Below are 15,407 nucleotides of genomic sequence, written 5' to 3'. Positions count from 1 at the left end.
GGGGTCGCCCCCCACAAGGTAATCGCCTGACCGGAGGGTGAGGCATCGCCCAAACCTGGCCGCCCCTGGCTGTCCCACAGGCCCCGTGACCATGCGATCGTTGCATGGTCACGGGGAGGGGACGCGGTGGAGACGGCTCGGGACGTTCTGGCGGCACTGGCGCGGCGCTACGCCTTCGGCGACCTGGAGGCGCTGGTCGCCGAGGGCGCCCTGGCCGCGGACGGCTCTGCGGCGCGGGTCGCGGACGGCCGCTCCGCACGGGTCGCGGACGGCCGCGCGGCGCGGGTCGCGGCGCTGTGCGCGTTCGGGCAGCGCGTCCTCGACCTCGACGCCGAGGACTTCGGCATGCCCGAGGAGGCCGGCGAGGTCCCGCGGGACCTCCTCGACCGGGCCCGCGCCAGCCGCATGCCGCAGGCGCCCCGGGAGCGGCCCCGCGGGGCGCTCGCCAGCCTCCGCCCCGCGTACCGCCTCCTGCTGGAGGTCATCGCGATCCGCTGGCACCGCCGCGACATGGCCGCGCTCGTCGCCGCCGTCCACATCGCCGGCGAGTACCTCCCGATGCTGGCCTGGGAGCCCGTCCTCGGCCACGCGGGCGACCCGGCCCTGATCGCGGCGGCCGTGGGCGGCGAGGGCAGCCGCTTCGGCGTCCCCGTCGAGCCGGGCTCGACCCGCGTGTGCGACCACACCCGGCCGGAACGCGCCGCCTGCGAGCGCACCCTGCGCGTCGCCAAGGAGCCGCCGCCCGGCTGGCGCGCCTACCTCGACCGCCACCACAGCCAGGTCGCGTCCGCGCTGGGCGACTGCGCCGCCCGCTGCCGCACCCCCTGCACGGTCATGACCCGCCTGGACGTCCTCGTCCGCGCCGACCTCGGCGACCGCTGCAGGCTCGCCGCCGACTTCACCGACGGCGCCCTGGTGAAGCTCCGGCACGCCGCTCCCGTCGGGCACGGCTTCGGCGTCCCCTCGCCCGAGGAGGTCCAGGCCGCCTGGGCGCGCGCCCGCAAATCCCTCTCCCGCCACCCGCTGGGCAAGGCCGTCCTGGCGGACGACGACTATCCCCTTCCGGGGCTGCCCGCCCTCTTCTCCGCGGTCGCGGCGGCCGACATCGCCCCCGACACGCTTCTCCACGACGTCACGAAGCGCATCACATCGGCGCTCGCCTGAAGAGCCTGAGCGCGTCGCGGGTCTTGAGGTCGTCCAGCAGGACCGGACGGCCCTCCGCGTCCCCCAGCGGGACCCGCCAGTTCGGGTACTCGTCGACGGTGCCCGGCTGGTTCTGGGTGCGGCGCTCGCCCACGGCGTCGGCCAGGGAGATGCCGATCAGACGGGCCGGGGTGCGGGTCAGGAACTCCTGCAGGGCGGTGACGATCTCCTCGTCGTAGGCGGCGGAGCCGTCCGCCAGCGCCCGCATCACCTCGGCCGGCGGGTCGGAGAGCAGCTCCTCGGCGTGCAGCACGGCGAGCCAGTCGGCCAGCTGCCGACGATGGTCGTCCTCCTCCTCGGCGCGGGGGCGGGTCAGCAGCCCCAGGCGGTCGCGGAGGTCGATGTGGTCGCCGTGCACGAACCCGGTGATCGGCGGCATGTCGTGGGTGCCGACGGTCGCGAGGGAGAGCTCCCGCCACCGGCCCGGCGGCTTGGGGCGGCCCTTCCCGTCCCGTTCGAACCAGAGCAGGGACGTGCCGAGGACGCCGCTGTCGGCCAGCGCCTCGCGGACCTCCGGCTCGACGGTACCGAGGTCCTCGCCGACGACCACGGCGCCGAACCGCTCGGCCTCCCAGGCCAGGGAGCCGAGCAGGGCGTCCCGGTCGTAGCGGACGTAGGTGCCGTCGGCGGGGGATGCCCCCTCGGGCACCCACCACAGGCGCGACACCTGCATGGCGTGGTCCAGGCGGATCCCGCCGGCGTGCCTGAGCGCGGCCGCGGCCATCTCGCGGAACGGCCGGTAGCCGAAGTCGGCGAGCGCGCCCGGCCGCCACGGCTGCTGCCCCCAGTCCTGGCCGCGCTGGTTGAACTCGTCCGGGGGCGCGCCGACGCTCATCCCCGGCGCGCACGAGTCGCGGTAGATCCAGGCGTCGGCGCTGCCGTGCGGCACCCCCACCGCCAGGTCGTGGACGATCCCGACGGGCATGCCGGCGTCGCGAGCCGCGCGCTGCGCCGCCGCAAGCTGCCCGTCAAGCCGCCACTGGAGCCATTCGTGGAAGCCGGCGCGCTCGTGGTACCGCGGGGCGTCCACGACGCCGTGGCCGTTGGGCCGCCGCAGCGTGGACGGCCAGCGCCGCCAGTCCGTCGTCCCCTGCTCCTCGCTGATGGCGCACCACGTCGAGAAGCCCTCCAGTGCCGCACCCTCGCGGCGCCGGAACTCCTCGAACTCCGGGTCGCGCCACCGGCGGTGGCGGTACATCGCCTCCAGCGCTTCCAGCTTGGCCGCCCAGACCGCATCCCTGTCGAGCAGGCCCTGCCGGTCGCGGAGCCCGGCGGCGAGGGCCGCGAACCGCTCCCGGTCCCCGGCGGGCAGCTCCGCGTACTCGGGCATGTCCTCGATCCGCAGGTAGAGCGGCGAGGGGAAGCGGCGGCTCATCGGCGAGTACGGCGACGCCCCGACCGGCGGGACCGGCTCGGTCGCGTGCAGCGGGTTGACCAGGACGAAGCCCGCGCCGAGCTCCCCGCCGCTCCACCGCGCGAGGTCGGCCAGGTCCCCCAGGTCGCCGAGGCCCCACGACGCCGCGGACCGCACCGAGTACAGCTGCGCCGTGAACCCCCACATCCGGGGCGGGGGCTCCAGCGCGTCCGGGGCCACCAGCAGTTGCGTGTACTGCGTCCGCGCCCCGTCCCGGACGCGCAGGCCGCGCCAGCCGGGCGGGACGTCGCCGAGGGCGTCCAGCGGCTCGAAGGAGCGCTCGGCGGGGGACGCGCCGGCGGGGCGCGGCGGCGCCAGCACCTCGTCGGCGGCGGACTCGACCTCCACCTCGGCGCCGCCGCCGAGGTGCCCGGCGAGGGCGGCGCGGATCCGGTCGGCCGTGCCGCCGCCGGCCCGGCGGACGACGAGGGTCGGCGGCAGTCCCCGCGCCCGCTCCCGGTGGCGGTCGAGCTCCGTCCGGACGGCGCCGGGGGTGGAGGCGTCCACCCCCAGCGCCGCGAGGACGGCGACGAGCGTGTCGCGCGGGACCGCCGTCTCCCGTCCCCGCCAGTCCTCGTAGCGCGTCGCGACACCGTGGTGCCCGGCCAGTCTGATCAGTTCGTCGTCGCCCACGCCTGCACCATGCCCTTTGCGGGCCGCGTCACGCCGTCCAGACAGGCGGCTTGCGGCCGATCCAGGGGCGCGCCTCCTCCAGCTGGGCGGACAGCGAGATCAGCGTGCCCTCTCCGCCGAGCCGCCCGGCGAGCATGATCCCGATGGGCAGGCCGTCGCCGGTCCAGTGCAGCGGGACGTTCACCGCGGGCTGCCCCGAGATGTTGTACATCGCGCAGAACGGGGTGAAGTGCGTCTGCCGCCGGAAGTTCTCCTCCGGCTCCTGGTCGTGGAAGTACCCGACCGGCACGGGCGGCATGGCCAGCGTCGGGTGCAGGATCGCGTCGAACTCGTCCATCACCGGGAACGCCGCGCGCAGCGCCCCCTGGAGCGCCGCGTGGGCCTGGAACAGCTGCGGCGCCGTCGTCCGCTCGCCGTGCCCGCGCAGCCACCGGGTCAGCGGCTGGAGCAGGTCCTCGCCCCCCTCCGGCACGGGCGTCATCGTCGCCATCACGCCCCACAGCGCCGCGAAGTGGGGGACGAGGTCGGAGCCGAGCACCTGCGGCAGTTCCACGACCTCGTGGCCCAGTTCCTCGAGGAGCGCCGACGCGTCCTCGTAGGCGGCGACGCAGTCGGGGTGGACCTCGACGTCCGGCACCGGCGGCTGGAGGCTCCGCGCGATCCGCAGCCGTCCCGGCGCGCGGTCGGCGCGGGCGAGGAACGGCCCGTCCGCCTCCGGCGCCCGGTAGAGGTCGCCCGGCATGTGGCCCGACATGACGTCGAGCATGAGGGCGGCGTCGCGGACGGTGCGCGCGATCGGCCCGTTGGTGGAGAGCCCGAACAGGTCGGGGATGACCGGCCCCTGGGAGACCCGGCCGCGGGTCGGCTTGATCCCGAAGAGCCCGCAGACGCTGCTCGGGATCCGGATCGAGCCGCCGCCGTCGCTGCCCTGCGCGATCGGCGCCAGCCCGGCCGCGACCGCCGCCGCGGCGCCGCCGCTCGAACCGCCGGCCGACCGGGACGGGTCCCACGGCGTCCTGGCCGGGGGCGACACGGCGCCCTCGGTGTAGCAGGGCAGCCCGAACTCGGGGGACGCGGTCTTGCCGAGGAGCACCGTCCCGGCCGCCGCGAGCTTGGCCACGACGTGGTCGTCGGCGAACCCGTCCAGGTCGGCGTAGACCGCCGAGCCGAACGTCATCCGGACGCCGTTCACCATGTTCAGGTCCTTGATCGGCACCGGGACGCCGAGCAGCGGCGGCAGCTCCGCCGGGTCGTCCGCCTCCAGCACCGCCTTCTCGGCGCGGCGCGCCTCCTCGCGGGCGCGCTCGGCGGTGACCGTCACGTAGGCCCCCACCTGCTCGTCCAGCCGTTCGATGCGGTCCAGGTAATGGTCGGCGAGCTCGACCGGGGATACGTCCCGGTCGCGGACGGCCGCGGCCATCCGGGTGGCGGTGAGGTCATGGGTTTGTGTCACACCGGAACGCTAGACGCCGTGTGCGGGGGCATCAAAGGGGGCACACAGGACAACACCGGCGGAAGGAGATTAGTACTGGCCTACCCATCCGTGCCGTAAGAGAATCACTGACGTGGGGCGACAAAACTATTAACCCGGCATGACTGGTCGCCCACCCTCCCGATGATTACTCTGCGCACGGAGGATCATGCCCCCGATGGGAAAGGAACACGGAGCGTCACAAATGGCGATCATGGAGCGGGGCAACACGCAGAATGCCAGGGCGCGACCCGAGTCCGAAGAGGCGCGTGACGAGCATGACGAGACTCCGGTGAAGGAGCGGCTGGAGGGCAGCGCCGCCGCGGCGGCGCTCGACGACCCCAAGATCCGCCGCTGGCTGTACCGGATCGGCGCGGCCGTCGCCGCCGGCGCGGTCGCGGCCCTCCTGACCAGCTGGCGGCTCGGGCTGACCGTCGCGGTCCTGGTGGTCATCGGCGACGTCGTCCGGCAGTCCCGCAAGAGCTCCACCGTCGCCGCCTGGCAGAAGTCCTCGGCGGCGGAGCGGCGCACCGAGCGGCAGCTGAAGTCCCTGCGGCGCAACGGATACCTCGTGCTGCACGCGCGGGCGGTCCCGCGCGACGACGAGGGCGTCAGCGACGGGCGGATCGACCACCTGGTCATCGGGCCGAGCGGCGTCTACGCCATCGACTCGGAGAAGTGGGACAAGCGTCTCCCCGTGCGCACCATGTCCCACCTCAAGCTCTTCCACGGCCCCTTCAACAAGAAGGACCGGCTGGACGAGGCGCGCTGGGAGGCCCAGATGGCGAGCATCATCCTCGCCGAGCGGGTCGGCTTCGACGTGCCGGTGCAGCCGTCCGTGGCGATCTACGGCCCGTCCATCCCGTGGAAGGTCATGCGGGTCCGGGACGTGGACGTCTACGCCGGCAACCGGGCGCGCTCGTACCTGCGCCGGCGTCCGAAGATCCTCACCGAGAGCGACGTCCAGCGCATCTTCCAGGCGGCGGAGCAGGCCCTGCCGCCGAAGTACCCCGACTGAGGCCGAGGGCGGCCCTCTTCCCCGGGCCGCCCGCGCAAAGCCGGGACACCGCCGTCCCGGCTTTTTTCCTGCCCTCGTCCGGGTTGGTAGCATCGGATCCCACGGGCCGGCCCGGGCGCGACCTCCGCCGAGCCGGCGGCAGCGCCGCGATCCGCCGCTGCGCGTACCACTTCCAGGCGACCCGCCCTGCCGGGCTGGGCCTCCAGTCGCCCGTCGCCCCGCACGCCACAGTTTTGGAGAGGTCACGATGCCACCGCTCAGGTCACGCACGGTCACCCATGGCAGGAACATGGCGGGCGCCCGCGCGCTCATGCGGGCCAGCGGCGTGCAACGCGAGGACTTCGGCAAGCCCATCGTCGCGGTGGCCAACAGCTTCACCCAGTTCGTGCCCGGCCACGTCCACCTGGACGAGGTCGGCAAGGTCGTCGCCGGCGCCGTTCGGGAGGCCGGCGGCGTGCCCCGCGAGTTCAACACCATCGCGGTCGACGACGGCATCGCGATGGGCCACGACGGCATGCTGTACTCGCTGCCGTCCCGCGAGGTGATCGCCGACGCGATCGAGTACATGGTCAACGCGCACTGCGCCGACGCCCTGGTCTGCGTCTCCAACTGCGACAAGATCACTCCGGGGATGCTGCTGGCCGCGCTGCGCCTCAACATCCCGACCGTGTTCGTCTCCGGCGGCCCGATGGAGGCCGGCAAGCCCGTCGAGGGCGTCATGGGCGGCAACAAGCTCGACCTGATCGACCCGATCATCGCCTCCGCCGACGCCTCCCTGCCGGAGGACAAGCTGCTCGAGATGGAGGAGAGCGCCTGCCCGACCTGCGGGTCCTGCTCGGGCATGTTCACCGCCAACTCGATGAACTGCCTCACCGAGGCGATCGGGCTGGCGCTGCCCGGCAACGGCACCGTCCTCGCCACCCACACCGCCCGCCGCCGCCTCTACGAGGACGCGGGCCGCACCGTCGTCGAGGTCGCCAAGCGGTACTACGAAGGCGACGACGAATCCGTCCTGCCGCTGAGCATCGCCACCCGCGAGGCGTTCGAGAACGCCATGGTCCTCGACGTCGCGATGGGCGGGTCCACCAACACGATCCTGCACCTGCTCGCCGCCGCCACCGAGGCGGGCGTCGACTTCGGGCTCTCCGACATCGACGCGGTGTCCCGCCGTGTCCCGTGCATCTGCAAGCTGGCCCCCGCCACCGGCAAGTACCACGTCGAGGACTGCCACCGCGCGGGCGGCATCCCCGCCCTGCTGGGCGAACTGCACCGCGCCGGCCTGCTGAACGCGGCGGCGCACTCGATCCACTCCGCGTCGATCGACGAGCTCGTCGCCAAGTGGGACGTCCGCTCCCCCGACGTCCTGCCGGAGGCCGTCGAGCTGTTCCACGCGGCGCCCGGCGGCGTCCGCAGCACCTCGGCGTTCTCGCAGAGCGCCCGCTGGGAGTCGCTCGACCTCGACCGCGAGAACGGCTGCATCCGCTCCGCCGAGCACGCCTACACCGCCGACGGCGGCCTGGCCGTCCTGCGCGGCAACATCGCCCCCGACGGCGCGATCGTCAAGACCGCCGGCGTGGACGAGGAGCTGTGGACCTTCACCGGGCCCGCCGTCGTCTTCGAGTCCCAGGACCAGGCCGTCGAGGGCATCCTCGGCGGGAAGGTCAAGGCCGGCGACGTCGTCGTGATCCGCTACGAGGGCCCGAAGGGCGGCCCCGGCATGCAGGAGATGCTGTACCCGACGAGCTTCCTCAAGGGCCGCGGGCTCGGCAAGGCGTGCGCGCTGATCACCGACGGGCGGTTCTCCGGCGGCACGTCCGGGCTGTCGATCGGGCACGCCTCCCCCGAGGCCGCGGGCGGCGGCATCATCGCCCTCGTCGAGGACGGCGACCGCATCGTCATCGACATCCCGAACCGCGCGCTGGAGCTGGACGTCCCGGCCGACGAGCTGGAGGTCCGCCGCGAGAAGCTGCTCGCCGACCTCGGCGGCTACCGGCCCCGCGACCGGCACCGCCCGGTCAGCGCCGCGCTGCGCGCCTACGCCGCGATGGCCACGTCCGCCTCGACCGGCGCCGCGCGCGACGTCTCCCAGCTCGACCGCCTCAACGGCTGAGCGTTACCCGTCAGGTAATCGCACCCATTCCCTGCTCCGGGCAAAGTGGTGGGTGTCGGGCGAACCAGCCCGACCCCACCGCTGAAAAGGGAGCTCGCGATGACCGCCTACGCCCTCGCCTACATGACCCCCCAGCCGCCGCTGCACGACGACGTCTTCGTCTACATGGAGCGCATCCAGGAGACCATGGACCCGTTCGGCGGCCGGTTCCTCGTGCACGGCACCCCGCCCGAGGTGGTCGAAGGACCGCTCGAGGGCATGTACGTGCTGATCGAGTTCCCCGACACGGACAAGGCGCGCGCCTGGTACGCATCGGACGCCTACCAGGAGATCCTGCCGATGCGCGCCGACAACATCCCCGGCACCACCGTGCTGCTCGACGGCGTCCCGCCGAACTACGACGTCGCGGCGACCGGCAGGGCGCTGCGCGCCGCCCAGGCGGCCGGTTGAGCGGTCGGGGACGGACGGCCGGTCAGGAGCAGCAGCCTCCGCCGCAGCAGCCCCCGCCCGCGCTCGGCGGGGGCTGGGGCGCCCCGCCGCGGGAGGTGCCGGTGACGGCGACCGTGGACAGGAGCTTGACCGTGTCGTCGTGGCCGGCCGGGCACGGGGCCGGGTCGGACGCGTTGATCATCGGGCGGGAGACCTCGAAGGTCGATCCGCACGCGCGGCAGCGGTAGTCATAACGAGGCACGCCCCCAGGATACGGCCCTGGGGTGTGCGCGTCAGGCCGCGGGCTCGGTGACGTAGGCGGCCCACTGGGGATCGCCGTCGTGGACGAGGCCGATGAGTCGCCAGTGCGCGCCCCTGGGGACGGCCGGAGTGACGCTCAGCGTCCAGCCCAGTTCGGACAGCAGGCGGTCGGCCTTGCGGTGGTTGCACGTCATGCAGGAGGCCACGCAGTTCTCCCACACGTGCTTGCCGCCGCGGCTGCGCGGATGGACGTGGTCGATCGTCTCGGCTCGGCGGCCGCAGTAGACGCACCGGAAGTTGTCGCGCCGCATGAGGGCCGCGCGGGTGAGGGGCACGCGGGTCCGGAACGGGATGCGGACGTAGCGGCGGAGCCGGATGACGGACGGGACCTCGATCGTCATCGCCGCCGAATGGAGCACCGCGCCCGAGATGTCATGGTGGACGATCTCCGCCTTCTCGCGAAGCACGAGGCAGACCGCCCTCCGGAGAGGGAGCGTGGTGAGAGGTTCGTACGTCGCGTTCAGGAGGAGGACCTGTCGCATCAGACGCCCTCCGCCGGGCCGCACTGCTTGGACGCCCCGGTGGTCGCGGCGCAGCGCGCCTCCCACCGAGGCCCGATTATCGTCTCCGGCACCTGCGCACTCGCCATGAGGACCTCCCCAGGGGCGAACCGACCAGAATCAGTGTGGCGTCTGAGGGAGGTCGTCCGCTACCCCAATAATCCCCAGCCGCACACCGCTCGAACACGGAACCCGTAGGGAGTACTGGGGCGGGCAGCGCTTAACGGCCAATAAAGTGCATCCCATGACGCCGTATCCGCCCGCGCAGCGCCAGGACATCGTCGAGGACATCCACGGTCACCGGGTCGCCGACCCCTACCGCTGGCTGGAGGACGCGGACAGCGCCGAGACCGCCGAGTGGCGCGCCGCGCAGGACCGGCTCTTCCACGAGACCATGGACGCGCTGCCGGGCCGGGACGCGCTGCGGGCCCGCCTCCTCGAACTGCTCGGCGCGGGCAGCGTCGGGTCGCCGGTGTGGCGGGGCGAGCGGCGCTTCTTCACCCGCCGCGGCGCCGACCAGGAGCACCCCGTGCTCTACACCGCGGACCCGGACGGGTCCGAGCGCGTCCTCGTCGACCCGATTGCCCTCGACCCGGACGGGACGACGACGCTGGACGGCTGGCAGCCCGACAAGGAGGGCCGCCTGCTGGCGTACAAGGTGTCCACCGGCGGCGACGAGGAGTCGCTGCTGTACGTCATCGACGTCGCGACGGGCGACCGGGTGGAGGGGCCGATCGACCGGGCCCGGTACTCCTCGGTGGCCTGGCTGCCGGGCGGCGAGGCGTACTACTACGCGCGGCGGCTGCCCGCGCGGGACGTCCCGGAGGGCGAGGAGCAGTACCACCGGCGCGTCTACCTGCACCGGGTCGGCACCGAACCCGACGCCGACGACGTGCTGATCTTCGGCGAGGGCCTGGACAAGACCAACTACTACGGGGTCGGCGTCAGCCGCGACGGCCGCTGGCTCACGGTCTCCGCCTCGCAGGGCACGGCGCCGCGCAACGACCTGTGGATCGCCGACCTGACCGCGTCCTCCGCCGAGGCGCCCGCGCTGCGGCCCGTGCAGGAGGGCGTCGACGCCTCCACCGGCGTCCACGTGGGCCGCGACGGCCGCGCCTACGTCTTCACCGACCGCGACGCGCCCCGCTCCCGGCTGTGCGTCGCCGACCCGTCCGACCTCTCCTACGGGACGTGGCGGGACCTCGTCCCCCAGGACCCCGAGGCCGTGCTCACCGACTTCGCGATCCTCGACGACCTGGAGCGCCCGGTCCTGCTCGCCGGGTGGACGCGCCACGCGATCAGCGAGATCACCGTGCACGACCTGGCGTCCGGGGAGCGGCTCGGCACCGTCCCGACCCCGGGGCTCGGTTCCATCGGCGGGATCATCGAGCGCCCCGAGGGCGGGCACGAGGCCTGGTTCGGCTACACCGACAACGTCACCCCGTCGTCGGTCCTGCGCTACGACGCGCGCACCGGGGAGACGACGCTGTGGGCGTCCGCGCCTGGCACGGTCGACGTCCCCGAGATCGAGACGCGCCAGCTCGCCTACACCTCGCGGGACGGCACCGAGGTGCGGATGATCGTCGCGTCCCGTCCGGGCCTGACCGGGCCGCGCCCCGCGATCCTCTACGGGTACGGCGGGTTCAACATCTCGCTCACGCCGTCCTACTCGGCGAGCATCCTCGCTTGGGTCGAGGCGGGCGGCGTCTACGCGGTCGCCAACCTGCGCGGCGGCTCCGAGGAGGGCGAGGAGTGGCACCGCGCCGGCATGCGGGACCGCAAGCAGAACGTCTTCGACGACTTCCACGCCGCCGCCGAGAAGCTGGTCGCCGACGGTCTCACCACGCCGTCCCAGCTCGCGATCTCCGGCGGCTCCAACGGCGGCCTCCTCGTCGGCGCGGCCCTCACCCAGCGCCCCGACCTGTACCGGGCGGTGGTGTGCTCCGCGCCGCTCCTGGACATGGTCCGCTACGAGCGGTTCGGCCTCGGCCAGACCTGGAACGACGAGTACGGGACGGCCGACGACCCCGAGGAGTTCGGCTGGCTCATCGGCTACTCGCCGTACCACCACGTCCACCCCGGCACCGCGTACCCGGCCGTCCTGTTCACGACGTTCGGCAGCGACACCCGCGTGGACCCGCTGCACGCCCGCAAGTTGTGCGCCGCCCTCCAGCACGCGACCACCTCGGACGCCCCGATCCTCCTGCGCGACGAAGCCGAGGTGGGCCACGCCGCCCGTTCGGTCACCCGTTCAGCAGACCTCATGGCCGACACGCTCACCTTCCTCGCGGCACAAACCGGCCTCACCCTGAACGACGAATTGACGCATGGTCTAATAGCAGGATGACCGAGACGCTGCGCGAGCCCGTGGAACGGGCGCTGGAATTGCTCCGCGAGCCGCCCGGTGAGCCCGACATGTCAGGCGGCTATCTCGACCTGCTCGGGCCGCCCGCGCAGCGTTCGCCCTCCCTCGCCCAGTCGGTGATGGAGTCGACGTTCCTTCCGCGGATCTACGAGAAGGTATGGCGGCCCGTCGGCTTCAACCTCGCGAAGGGCTGGCCGCTCGGCCCCGACACCGCCGAAGAGCACGCCACGGCACGCGACTGGCTCGGCCTGTCGCACCCCGGCTACGCCGCTCGCCCGCCCGCGACCGTGCTGGACGTGGCGTGCGGCCCCGGCAACGTCACCCGCGCCCTGGCAGCCGGCGTCGGACCGGGCGGCCTGGTCGTCGGCCTCGACGCCTCCGAGACCATGCTGGCCCGCGCCGTCGCCGACACATCACCCGGCGACCCAGTGGCCTACGTCCGGGGCGACGCCGTCGACCTGCCGTTCCGCGACGGCGCCTTCGACGCCGTCTGCTGCTTCGGCGCCCTCTACCTCTTCGACGACCCCTGGGCGGCCCTGGACGGCATGACCCGCGTCCTCAAACCCGGCGGGAAGCTGGTCATCCTCACCTCCCGCCGCCCGCTCACCACCCCGCGCCTAGGCGCCGAACTCCTCCGCCGCACCACCGGCTTCACCGCCTTCGGCGACACCGAGATCACCCGAGCCCTCACCGCCCGCGGCTACACCTCCCTCCGCCACCACCGCTACCCCCTCATGCAGATGGTCGGAGCCAGTCGTGCTTGATGCCTTTCTCTCCTCCTTCGGGCCTGGCGGCCCTGCTGTGCCTATTGCAGTGCCCTCCTCCTTCGGGCCTTGGCGGCCCTCCATCGTCGGGCACTGCGGGCGATCGCTGGCATCGCTCCGGCTCGCCTTGGCGGCTCGCTGCGCGATCAGGTTCTCGCTTCGCTCGAACCTGCCTTCGGACGCGATCGCAACCGTTGAGGTTGTTGCGGGGTACAGCCGAGGGGCGTCGGCCGTGAGGTGATCTTGAGGACGGTGCTCGAAGATCGCGCTACGCTGCCGTGGGAACACGCACGGAGAACCGTGCCCGCGAGCGCCCCCTCCTGGGGTTGGGAAGCCTCCAGGAGGGGGTCGTGCTTATTGCTTTTCCTCCTCCTTCGGGCCTGGCGGCCCTCCATCGTCGGAAAAGCGGGCGATCGCTGGCATCGCTCCGGCTCGCCTTGCGGCTCGCTCCGCGATCAGATTCTCGCTTCGCTCGAATCTGCCTTTGGACGCGATCGCAACCATTGAGGTTGTTGCGTGGTGCTGCGGTGGCTGAGGTTTTTGTCTGGTGTGGTGACTGAAGTTGTTGCGTGGTGGTGGGGTGCGGGGGCCCGCGACGGGCGCGGGGTGGGGGTTCAGCGCAGGTTCTTCTCGATGTAGATGTTGACTATGCCGCCTATGGTCTCGCGGCGGGTCTCCGTCCAGCCGAACTTGCGGTAGAGGGAGAGGGCGGGGGTCTGGAGTTCGGTGGTGTCGGCTCGGAGGATGCGGTAGCCGTACTCCACCGCGCGTTCCTCCAGGGCCTGGACGAGCGCGGTGCCGTAGCCGCGGCGCTGGACGGCGGGCAGGACGCGCAGGCGCACCATCTCGGCGGCGTCGAGGGCCGGTGCGCCGGGGGCGTAGCCGCCGTAGGCGCGGGCGTGGCCGCCGGGGATGAGGTCGGCGCGGCGCAGGCCGCCCATCGCGACGATCCGGTCGCCGAGCTCGCCGACGAGGAACTCGCCGTTGTTGCGGAGGTAGATGGCCTCCATCTGGAAGAAGTCGTGGTCGTAGTAGACGCCGTCGCCGGGGCGCAGGCCCACCTGGGCCAGGCCCTCGCGGTGCAGGGCGAGGACGACGGCGTGGTCGGGAGCGTGGTAGCGGCGGATCCGCAGGTCTCCGTACCGCCATTCGGGGGGATCGTCCTGGAGCCGGACGAGGACGGGGTGGTCTTGCCAGGAGGCGCTGTCGGGCGTGCTCATTCCGCTCAGACCTGCTCCCCGGGGCGGACGGCGGCGGGGGGATCCTGGGTGGGGCTCGTCACCCACGGCCCGGAGAGGGCCTCGTAGAAGTCCTTCAGCTCCGGTATCTCGCCGCACTTGGTCGCGACCGCGGCGCCGATCTGCCGGGCCCGGTGGACGAGGATGTCGGACCGGTGGTCGGCGGGCAGGTCGAAGATGGCCTCCCGGCCGGCCGTCAGCGCGGCCTCGGGGTGGCCGGCGTGCAGCTTGCACATGGCCCGGTCGAGCCGCACCAGGGTCAGGTCGACGCGGTCGGTGGGCGCGTACAGGGTGAGGGCGTGGCTGAGCGCCTCGTCGCCCTGCCGGTGGTCGCCGAGGTTGGTGAACGTGTCGCCCTCGTAGAAGGCCATCTGCCGGTCGGTGAACCCGAACACCAGGTCGGAGGTGTCGGTCTTGGAGAGCTGGTCGAACACCGAGCGCCCGCGCACGAGCGCCCGGCGGGCGCTGGGCGCGGCGTCGCCGCGCCCGCGCATCGCCAGCATGCCGAGGGCGCGCGCCTCCACGGCGGGGGCCATGGCGGCGGCGACGCCGGGCGTCCGGCCGGCGAGGTCCTGTGCCTTGCGGGCCAGGTGGAGCGCCTCGCGCGGGTCGCCGTAGTACATCGGCACGAGCGACTCGCGGACGGTCACCCAGGCGCGCAGCTGGCGGTCGCCGGTCTCGTCGGCGGCGGTCCGCGCGGTGCGGAAGAACGAGCGGGCGAGCCGGTGGTCCCCCAGGTTGATCATGATCAGCCCGGACAGCCCGGACAGCTGGGCGGCGATCCGGCACAACCGCTCCTGCAGCTCGACGGGCTGGCGCTTGTCGCACATGCGCCGCACCTCGCTGAAGTCGAGCAGCACGTCGCACAGCATCCGGAGCGACGGGGTCGCCTGGTACTGCCGGCCGTAGCCGTAGGTGGTCTCCTCCCACTGGTCGAGCATGGTCGGCGAGACGGTCGCGCCGACGAGCGTGTCGTCCATCTTGCGGCGCAGGTTGTCGACGGCCCCAAGGAACTGACCGTCGAGCGCCACGCCCGCTCCGGCCAGCAACTGCAGAAGGGTCCTACGAAGCACGATGTCCTCCTCTCCAACATCAATGGTCAGGGGGCCTTCGGCGCGGTCATGGCCCCGTAGTTCGCTGACGGTCGCCCAGGGGCGCTCATCGCTCCTGGGCACGATCGACCCGACGATCGCGTCGGGGTCGGGCACCGGACGGCGGTCCGGCACCCTTGGCTGGGGGACGCTCGCGGCGCCCGCGCGGGCCGCGTGGCCACGCCCGCAGATGCAGGGGCTCTGGTAGTCGAGCGCGTCGGGTTCCACCCGGTAGACGGCGCAGAGGTAGTGCAGGTATTCGGGGCCGGGACGCTTGTACCCGCTCTCGTAGGCGGACAGCAGCGTCTCCCCTAACCGGGGCGGCGGTTTGCCGTCGACCTCGTAGAGCGCCTTGACCTGCGCCACGATGTCGGACAGCGCGACGCCGTGCGCCAGCCGGTGCGCCTTGATCCGGCTGGTGCCGAACAGCGGCCCGCACTGCTCGTGGATCTCCTGCGCGATCTCGACCGGCCCCCGCCCCCGGGCCAGGGCGTGCGCGCGGATCCGGCGAGCCACGTCCGTCTCTTTCCGAGGGGGATCCGACATCCGGCCTCCTCACCGTCGTGCCGGAGCGCCGTCCACTCGGGGGGTGGGCGGTCGTCCGTGCCACGGCGACCGGTCGAAATGGCCACAACAGATAATCTCTTGCGCACGCAGCGTAATCCTGGTCACAGCCACCGCCAAGCGATTCCCGGCAAGTGGTGATGTCCGGGAGGCGCCCGGCACCCCTCGGGTAGAGATTCTTCCTCCGCCGGAGGAGGGACTTCCTCTGAGGTGGGGAAATCCGGTTCTCCGCCGCCCGACCGACCCCTTGACCGGTCACCGTGAGAGTTGCAATTCTCGCATGGTG

The 15,407-nt window shown here is 72.9% G+C and carries 12 protein-coding genes; 6 read left to right on the top strand and 6 right to left on the bottom strand.

Going from position 1 to position 15,407, the window contains the following annotated elements; translation table 11 throughout:
* Nucleotides 1-126 precede the first annotated feature (126 nt).
* The gene (locus K4S16_RS24985) at nt 127-1,164 is read left to right on the top strand and encodes a hypothetical protein (RefSeq protein ID WP_149261455.1); all 1,038 of its coding nucleotides are present in this window, start codon (nt 127-129) and stop codon (nt 1,162-1,164) included.
* Here K4S16_RS24985 and malQ read toward each other — a convergent pair.
* A complete protein-coding gene (gene malQ / locus K4S16_RS24980; RefSeq protein ID WP_149261454.1) occupies nt 1,145-3,250 on the bottom strand; it encodes a 4-alpha-glucanotransferase in 2,106 nt (701 codons plus the stop codon). The two genes, K4S16_RS24985 and malQ, sit on opposite strands and share 20 nt — an antisense overlap.
* A 28-nt stretch (nt 3,251-3,278) precedes the next feature.
* Nucleotides 3,279-4,703: an amidase gene (locus tag K4S16_RS24975; RefSeq protein WP_149261453.1), complete on the bottom strand. Its 1,425-nt coding sequence runs from the start codon at nt 4,701-4,703 to the stop codon at nt 3,279-3,281.
* Between the two features lie 223 nt (nt 4,704-4,926).
* Here K4S16_RS24975 and K4S16_RS24970 point away from each other — a divergent pair, with 223 nt between their 5' ends.
* The 3 genes from K4S16_RS24970 (at nt 4,927) to K4S16_RS24960 (ending at nt 8,299) form a co-directional block, all read left to right on the top strand.
* Entirely contained in the window at nt 4,927-5,739 is an 813-nt protein-coding gene (locus tag K4S16_RS24970) for a nuclease-related domain-containing protein (RefSeq protein ID WP_149261452.1), read from the top strand.
* Between the two features lie 247 nt (nt 5,740-5,986).
* Nucleotides 5,987-7,849: a dihydroxy-acid dehydratase gene (ilvD, locus tag K4S16_RS24965; RefSeq protein WP_149261451.1), complete on the top strand. Its 1,863-nt coding sequence runs from the start codon at nt 5,987-5,989 to the stop codon at nt 7,847-7,849.
* Between the two features lie 99 nt (nt 7,850-7,948).
* Nucleotides 7,949-8,299, top strand: a complete 351-nt coding sequence (locus tag K4S16_RS24960; protein WP_149261450.1) for a DUF1330 domain-containing protein — start codon at nt 7,949-7,951, stop codon at nt 8,297-8,299.
* A 22-nt stretch (nt 8,300-8,321) separates the two neighbouring features.
* On the opposite strand, the gene K4S16_RS24955 is transcribed toward K4S16_RS24960, so the two are convergent.
* Together K4S16_RS24955 and K4S16_RS24950 are read right to left on the bottom strand one after the other, a co-directional pair.
* The gene (locus K4S16_RS24955; RefSeq protein ID WP_089309617.1) at nt 8,322-8,540 is read right to left on the bottom strand and encodes a zinc ribbon domain-containing protein; all 219 of its coding nucleotides are present in this window, start codon (nt 8,538-8,540) and stop codon (nt 8,322-8,324) included.
* A gap of 31 nt (nt 8,541-8,571) precedes the next feature.
* Complete coding sequence (locus K4S16_RS24950; protein ID WP_149261449.1) at nt 8,572-9,081, bottom strand: HNH endonuclease; 510 nt, start codon at nt 9,079-9,081, stop codon at nt 8,572-8,574.
* 262 nt (nt 9,082-9,343) lie between these two features.
* On the opposite strand from K4S16_RS24950, the gene K4S16_RS24945 reads away from it, so the two are divergent.
* On the top strand, nt 9,344-11,446 hold the full coding sequence (locus K4S16_RS24945; protein ID WP_149261448.1) for a prolyl oligopeptidase family protein: 2,103 nt from the start codon (nt 9,344-9,346) through the stop codon (nt 11,444-11,446).
* Nucleotides 11,443-12,228 (top strand): class I SAM-dependent methyltransferase, encoded by a 786-nt coding sequence (locus K4S16_RS24940; RefSeq protein WP_149261447.1) that lies wholly within the window; start codon nt 11,443-11,445, stop codon nt 12,226-12,228. Before K4S16_RS24945 ends, K4S16_RS24940 begins: the two co-directional genes overlap by 4 nt.
* A gap of 614 nt (nt 12,229-12,842) precedes the next feature.
* Here K4S16_RS24940 and K4S16_RS24930 read toward each other — a convergent pair.
* Both K4S16_RS24930 and K4S16_RS24925 read right to left on the bottom strand, forming a co-directional pair.
* Complete coding sequence (locus K4S16_RS24930; protein ID WP_149261445.1) at nt 12,843-13,448, bottom strand: GNAT family N-acetyltransferase; 606 nt, start codon at nt 13,446-13,448, stop codon at nt 12,843-12,845.
* 5 nt (nt 13,449-13,453) lie between these two features.
* Nucleotides 13,454-15,103: an XRE family transcriptional regulator gene (locus K4S16_RS24925; protein ID WP_375708345.1), complete on the bottom strand. Its 1,650-nt coding sequence runs from the start codon at nt 15,101-15,103 to the stop codon at nt 13,454-13,456.
* Between the last annotated feature and the right edge of the window lie 304 nt (nt 15,104-15,407).

It is taken from the genome of Actinomadura sp. K4S16, assembly GCF_008327685.1.
Lineage (GTDB): Bacteria > Actinomycetota > Actinomycetes > Streptosporangiales > Streptosporangiaceae > Spirillospora.
This window is presented reverse-complemented; position numbering and strand designations above follow the sequence as displayed.

Coding starts and splice junctions, on each gene's coding strand:
- K4S16_RS24930 (WP_149261445.1), bottom strand. CDS start 13,448: ATGAGCACGCCCGACAGCGCCTCCTGGCAAGACCACCCCGTCCTCGTC.
- K4S16_RS24945 (WP_149261448.1), top strand. CDS start 9,344: ATGACGCCGTATCCGCCCGCGCAGCGCCAGGACATCGTCGAGGACATC.
- K4S16_RS24960 (WP_149261450.1), top strand. CDS start 7,949: ATGACCGCCTACGCCCTCGCCTACATGACCCCCCAGCCGCCGCTGCAC.
- ilvD (WP_149261451.1), top strand. CDS start 5,987: ATGCCACCGCTCAGGTCACGCACGGTCACCCATGGCAGGAACATGGCG.
- K4S16_RS24950 (WP_149261449.1), bottom strand. CDS start 9,081: ATGCGACAGGTCCTCCTCCTGAACGCGACGTACGAACCTCTCACCACG.
- K4S16_RS24970 (WP_149261452.1), top strand. CDS start 4,927: ATGGCGATCATGGAGCGGGGCAACACGCAGAATGCCAGGGCGCGACCC.
- K4S16_RS24925 (WP_375708345.1), bottom strand. CDS start 15,103: ATGTCGGATCCCCCTCGGAAAGAGACGGACGTGGCTCGCCGGATCCGC.
- K4S16_RS24940 (WP_149261447.1), top strand. CDS start 11,443: ATGACCGAGACGCTGCGCGAGCCCGTGGAACGGGCGCTGGAATTGCTC.